This is a genomic window from Psychromonas sp. (assembly GCF_047632955.1).
GTDB lineage: Bacteria > Pseudomonadota > Gammaproteobacteria > Enterobacterales > Psychromonadaceae > Psychromonas.
In genome coordinates, this window is record NZ_JBLIED010000086.1 from 1 (window position 1) to 5,074 (window position 5,074).

Here is a 5,074-nt window from a genome sequence, read left to right on the forward strand (position 1 = left end):
TAAAGCCATCGTCACTTAATGGCTCACCAGGGGTATAACCATTTCCGGAGTTACCATGGGGTCTGTCACCATCAGATAATTCAAAGTCATGCCAATATTTAACCCGAACAAATGCACCAATGTTTCCCTTGGTTAGGTTAAAATCATGAGAACCTTTTATAATTTGAGAAAAAGCGTCGTTTTTACCAAAGTTAAGATTACCATCGTCTGTGGTGGATGTGTTACCAGTGCCGCCATTTGTTGTGCCGATGTAGTAAGGATCAGCATCTTGTAACCGCCAGCTTGACCCTATTGAAAGTCGTGAGGTGATTTGAAGACTAATATCGTCATCTTCACCAAAATAAAATTCTGCAGCTACAGCAGAATAAGAAAATAAAGCCGTTGTTATTGCAGCAGCAAGTAATTTTTGTGTGTGTTTGTTAGTAGACATGATAGTTCCCATGTTTAATTGTTTACCAAATAGGTCAGACCAGACTGAATTTAAACAAATTGATTACATTAATACTACAAATAAAAAAAATAAAAAAACTTAAACTCTATGCCAATCTCTTATCATATGATGCAATATGATGATTATTTACTTATTTAAAGTGACAAACTTTTAGTATGACAGATTATTTTTCAGTGCTCAGTGGTTGGCTTATCCCCATAAAACGAGCCATGGATGAATGGGACATCGATTTTAATAGCGCTTTAGCTGATTGCGGTATTAAAACGGCTGATTTTAAAGACCCAGAATCTAGGATTTCTGCTGAAAGAGTGGCTCAGTTAATCGAATATTGTAATCATTTAAAAGAACGTCATGATTTTGCCATAACTGTAGCTGAAAATTTTCATCCGGGCACTTTCCATACACTAGGTTATGCAATGATGGCGTCTAACAATTTATATGACGCGTTCAAACGTATAGAGCGCTATAAAAAAGTGGTGTCTAATACCTGTTCCGTTAAGATAGAAGAGGGTCCTAAGGTATGTAAATTAGTACTCACGCCATTTCTGTATGAGTCTACTAATAGACCCGTTTTATCCCGTAATGCTATTATCATTTTTATTGCGACCTTGGTTAAATTTGCCAGAGAATGCTCAAACCACAATTTTAAACCCCAGGAAGTCAATCTGAATTGGTCGAATACCGAGGATACGTTTCAGTTTCTGGGTGATTTCTTTCATTGCCCCGTGAATTTCGACCAAAATGAAATTTCATTTAGCTGTGATACCGCTATTTTCAAAAAGCCCCTACTTGGGGGGAATCCTTTGATCACTCAATCACACGAGAAGATGCTGAATGAACTTCTTTCAAGACTCGATAAGAATGACGTTGTGCAAATAGTTAAAAATAGTATTCATGACATGCTGCCGTTAGGTACGCCGACTCAAACTGATATTGCTAAGCAGATTGGTATGAGTCTTCGAAATCTGCAAAGAAAACTAAGCGAGCAAGACTCGTGTTATCGAGACTTATTAGAGGAAACAAGAAAGAAACTCGCATTGGAATACATTTCACAAGGTCATCTATCGTTAAGTGAAGTGGGTTATCTAGTTGGTTTTGCCAATATTGGTAATTTCAACCGAGCTTTCAAACGTTGGACCAATTTTGCACCTGGCGAATACCGTAAAGATAAACATTTGGCGTAAATTCATTTAATGGTTTGTCATCAATTGGTTATTATATCAGTTTGTATTTTAACAAATACTGAATTTACCCATCTGATCCTCGAGTATGAATTACTCTTGATACAACCTATTCGGAAAAGACAAACTAATGACTGAAGACGCTATAAAAACCGATTTAACTGATATATTAACAACACTCAAAAACTCTTTTAAGAAAACGCCTTTTCCCGAAATTCAGCAAAGACAGCAAGATTTAAAAGCATTAAAAGCGTTATTGCTGGAAAACCAGGATGCCTTAATAAAGGCGATGGATCAGGATTTTGGTAACCGCTCTAGTGATGATTCAAAAATTGGTGATATCCTCACCACAGTGCAAGGGATCAACTACTCTATTGATCGTCTAAAGAAATGGATGAAACCCAGTAAGCGACATTTAAGTTTGTTACTACAGCCTGCATCTGCCAGAGTGGAATATCAGCCATTGGGTGTGATAGGCATCATTGTACCTTGGAACTATCCGGTGTTTTTAGGCTTAGGCCCACTCACTGCTGCGCTTGCCGCAGGTAACAAAGCCATGATAAAAATGTCTGAATACACACCTCATACTGCGAGTATTATTAAGCAGTTAGTAGACAAATATTTTGAGCCTAATAAAATAAGTATTGTCGAAGGCGATGCGAGTGTTGCAGCTGTATTTTCATCCTTACCTTTTGATCACCTGTTTTTTACAGGCTCAACCAATGTAGGAAAATTGGTTATGCGTGCTGCAGCCGAGCACTTGGTTCCCGTCACATTAGAGTTAGGTGGAAAATCACCTGCTATTATTGCTGATGATATGGATATTAATACTGCCGTAGATCGATTTATTTTGGGTAAGACTCTGAATGCCGGTCAAACCTGCGTTGCACCAGATTATATTTTTTGTCCTAAAGGAAAAACCCAGCAGTTAATTGATGCGATCGAGAAAACATTTGAGCGTATGTACCCATCGGTAAAAGACAATAAAGATTACACCAGTGTGATCAATCCAGCTCAACATACTCGCTTGCAAGCATTAATTGACGATGCTCAAGCTAAAGGAGCCGTTATTACGCCTTTAGGCAGTGATCCTGGTTGTTCAAAAACTAGGCAAATGCCGCTCACTTTAATACATGGTGTCAATAAGGAAATGCTGGTCATGCAGCAAGAAATATTTGGCCCGCTGTTGCCTATTGTTGAATATGACACCTTACAGCAGGCGATTGACTATATAAACGCAGAAGAGCGTCCTCTCGCTTTGTATATCTATAGTTTTAACAAAGCCTGTCAGGACCAAATTTTAAAAAGTACCCATTCAGGTGGTGTATGCATTAATGATGCGGCTTTTCATGTGGCTGCAGAAGATTTACCGTTTGGAGGAGTAGGCTCTTCGGGTATGGGAAGTTATCATGGTTCAGAAGGGTTTAAGACCTTTTCTCATGCAAAATCCATTTTGTCGCGCGGGCGAGTCAGCTTTGGAAAATTTTTATTTCCTCCTTTTGGCACAGCCGTGCATAACCTTATTTACAAGCTTTATATTCGCTAGTAGCAACTAAGAAGAATGACTATGACCCAGACACTTATCAATCTTGAGTTCAATAATATTGCAGACCTTATTGAGCATAGTTTATTAAAATATGCCGATAAGCCTGCGTTTTCGTGTTTAGGCCAAACCTTGAGTTTTGCCCAAATTGACGCACAATCTAAGGCTCTAGCTTGCTGGCTGCAACAGCAAGAAAGTTTGTCGCCGGGTGATCGAATAGTGATCCAACTACCTAATTTGAATCAATATCCAATTGCCGTTTACGCCGCGTTTCGTGCAGGATTAATCATTGTTAACACTAATCCTTTATATACCCCCAGAGAAATGCAGCATCAATTTAAAGATTCTGGTGCTAAAGCGATTATTTTATTGACCGATTTATTGCCAAAGTTCAATGAAGTTAAAGAACACACTGACATACAGCTGGTTATTACCACTGCGGCTACCGATTTATTAACTGGTGATATGACTGCGCCTATTGGCTGTGTTGGTCTGAATCAAATTTTAACCGAGTATGCAGATGCCGTATTAGCCCCTAGACACGCTACCTCTATTAATGACAATGCTGTGCTGCAGTATACAGGCGGCACCACAGGTGTTTCAAAAGGCGCCTGCTTAACTCATAGCAACATAATGTCTAATGCAGAACAGACTCGATTAGTGCTGAAGGATGGTTGTACGGAAGGAGAAGAAATTTTTGTTTGTCCTTTACCGCTTTACCATATCTATGCGTTCAGCGTAAATATGTTGGTATTTACCACCAGCGGTAATCTGAATATATTAATTCCTAATCCACGAGATATGGATGCTTTTGTAAAGGCTATTAAACCTTTTAAATTCACTGGTTTTGCGGGCATTAATACTTTGTTTGTAGGTTTATGTATGCATCCAGAATTTAAAGCATTAGATTTTTCTGCCTTAAAAATAACCATATCGGGTGGTACCGCTTTGACTTCAACAGCAGTTGATATGTGGAAAACCACAACTGGCTGTTCTATTTCAGAAGGTTATGGTTTATCTGAGACGTCACCGGTGGTGTGTTTTAATCGACCAGGTAAAGAGCGTCTCGGGACCGTAGGTCGGCCGGTAGAGGGCACTGAAATTCAACTTTGGGATGAGAATGATCAGATTGTTGAAGAAGGCCAAATTGTGGTTAAAGGTCCACAAGTTATGGCGGGTTATTGGAATATGCCTGAAGAAACAGCGAAGGCTATAACCCAAGACGGTTTTTTTAAAACTGGGGATGTGGGTATTTGCTTAGAGGATGGTACGATTAAGATTGTCGACCGTTTAAAAGACATGATCATTGTATCTGGTTTTAATGTGTATCCGAATGAGATTGAAGATGTACTGTCTCAACATGATGCAATATTAGAGGCTGCTGTTATCGGTGAGCCAGACGAAAAAACCGGTGAAAAGGTCTGTGCTTATATCACTGTAAAATCTGAGGTATCAGAAAGTGACATATTAGCGCATTGCAAAGTAATGTTAACTGCCTACAAAGTCCCGAAAAAAATCGTATTTATGCAAGAGCTGCCTAAGTCATCAGTAGGTAAATTATTACGCAGAGAACTCCGCAAATAGACAATATTTAGGATCACACTCCCCCATAAAAAAAGCGAAGGTTTTTTTACCTTGGCTTTTTTTATGCGTCACTAGTTTAACCTGTTAGCTAGGTATTAGCTGCTAAGATCATATCTGCCGCTTTTTCAGCAATCATGATGGTGGGCGCATTGGTATTGCCACTGACCAAATTAGGCATGATAGAGGCATCGACTACCCTTAAACCTTGTAAACCATGAACTCTCAGCTCAGAGTCTACCACCGCCAAGTTATCTGTCGCAGGTCCCATCTTACAGGTTCCTACTGGATGATATTGGGTGTCTGCACGGTTACGTA

General features: G+C 39.4%; 5 protein-coding genes. 3 read left to right on the forward strand and 2 right to left on the reverse strand.

Annotated features, from left to right (window positions below; genetic code table 11):
• The coding region (locus ACJAZP_RS19845; protein WP_415232470.1) for a DUF1302 domain-containing protein at nucleotides 1–430 on the reverse strand (430 nt) is incomplete at its 3' end.
• A 176-nt stretch (nucleotides 431–606) separates the two neighbouring features.
• Between ACJAZP_RS19845 and ACJAZP_RS19850 the strand changes: the two genes are divergently transcribed.
• The 3 genes from ACJAZP_RS19850 (at nucleotide 607) to ACJAZP_RS19860 (ending at nucleotide 4,759) form a co-directional block, all read left to right on the forward strand.
• A complete protein-coding gene (locus ACJAZP_RS19850) occupies nucleotides 607–1,635 on the forward strand; it encodes an AraC family transcriptional regulator ligand-binding domain-containing protein (RefSeq protein ID WP_415232471.1) in 1,029 nt (342 codons plus the stop codon).
• A 127-nt stretch (nucleotides 1,636–1,762) separates the two neighbouring features.
• The gene (locus ACJAZP_RS19855; RefSeq protein WP_415232472.1) at nucleotides 1,763–3,178 is read left to right on the forward strand and encodes a coniferyl aldehyde dehydrogenase; all 1,416 of its coding nucleotides are present in this window, start codon (nucleotides 1,763–1,765) and stop codon (nucleotides 3,176–3,178) included.
• A gap of 21 nt (nucleotides 3,179–3,199) precedes the next feature.
• Complete coding sequence (locus ACJAZP_RS19860; RefSeq protein WP_415232473.1) at nucleotides 3,200–4,759, forward strand: AMP-binding protein; 1,560 nt, start codon at nucleotides 3,200–3,202, stop codon at nucleotides 4,757–4,759.
• 88 nt (nucleotides 4,760–4,847) lie between these two features.
• Here the strand turns inward: ACJAZP_RS19860 and ACJAZP_RS19865 are convergent.
• The coding region (locus tag ACJAZP_RS19865) for a GMC oxidoreductase (protein WP_415232474.1) at nucleotides 4,848–5,074 on the reverse strand (227 nt) is incomplete at its 5' end.

What these genes read in the sequence shown, in the direction of transcription:
- ACJAZP_RS19850 (WP_415232471.1), top strand. Translation starts at nt 607, where the DNA reads ATGACAGATTATTTTTCAGTGCTCAGTGGTTGGCTTATCCCCATAAAA.
- ACJAZP_RS19855 (WP_415232472.1), top strand. Translation starts at nt 1,763, where the DNA reads ATGACTGAAGACGCTATAAAAACCGATTTAACTGATATATTAACAACA.
- ACJAZP_RS19860 (WP_415232473.1), top strand. Translation starts at nt 3,200, where the DNA reads ATGACCCAGACACTTATCAATCTTGAGTTCAATAATATTGCAGACCTT.